Here is a 1083-nt window from a genome sequence, read left to right on the forward strand (position 1 = left end):
AATCGCCTTATCCCAGCCCGAATCACCAACGGTGTACCAAAAATGCTGCAACGAATCACCCACACCACGCTCATACACATGATGCTGACCATCACCAAAATACGAACGACCACTGGACAACGAAACCGGCACCGACGGGACGGTGTCAGCAAATGCTTCTGCACATGTCGAGAGGCTCGATGAGCCAGGCGGGACATTGATTTCGAAATGCATTTCATCGACAGTGCTGTTATAGTCACCGCCCCATCGCACGACATTTCCGCAGAGGCCCAGTATGCGTCGGATCGCCGCCACCTGCGCGGCAGTGAAGGTACCACTCGCCCCTTGCGGGTGCTCGTTCCAGTTGAGGTCGATAGCCGTACCTGAGGCATGGTTACTCAGTACCGTCGAGCCCGCGATGGGACGGTAATTGTATCCACCGATGTCCGAGCCGAGCGGCTCGACAGTGCTGTTGAAACGGGCAGCGACGCCAATCAGGATTGTTTTGATATCCCCGTCACGGACCATGAGTGATCGTGCCGGGCTGCTGCCGGGAACGGGGAAGCTTGCAACGTCGATGACTGCGGGATCGGAGTTGGCCGGCCATCCGTTCTGAGAGGTCCCGGCTTCAAGGATGGTCACCCCTACCTCGCCGTCAGCGCCAGGAGGTTGAGAGCCGGAGGGCAGCGCCGCATTTGCCGCTGTTGGCGCCCCGAGACCTAGAAATGCCGTGACGAGTCCGGCGGTAAGCGACACGAGCAGGGCTCGACGATCTCTGGATGTATGCCGTGTATTCATGACCTTAAGTCCCTTCCCCTTTTAGGCGTTCTAATAGAGGTAGCTTTTTATCTCGCGCAAGAAGATGGACCGCTCGTATATTTCTGTAACGGGTGGCAGTGCGGCCACTATAGACTCCGGCGCGCGCGCCGTATGGAATTTCGCTCAGGCCCCGATAACCCGTGACGTCGCCACGCTCGCCAATAGAGGTTTACAGGGTGCCGCCGAGGTTGGCGGAGTTCCAGGTGTCGGTATACCACCAGTGCCAGAGGGTGGCGGTGGTGCCGCGTGCGTAGACGTGGTTCTGGCTGGCGGCGTAGTACGCGG

2 protein-coding genes are annotated in these 1083 nt (G+C 59.0%); both read right to left on the minus strand.

Annotated features, from left to right (window positions below; all coding sequences use genetic code 11):
* The coding region (locus ACFFHU_RS28500; protein WP_377343521.1) for a M15 family metallopeptidase at nt 1–621 on the minus strand (621 nt) is incomplete at its 3' end.
* Between the two features lie 346 nt (nt 622–967).
* Nucleotides 968–1083: hypothetical protein (locus ACFFHU_RS28505; protein WP_377343482.1), on the minus strand; the 116-nt coding region annotated here is incomplete at its 5' end.

The sequence above is a fragment of the Plantactinospora siamensis genome (assembly GCF_042434095.1).
GTDB lineage: Bacteria > Actinomycetota > Actinomycetes > Mycobacteriales > Micromonosporaceae > KBS50.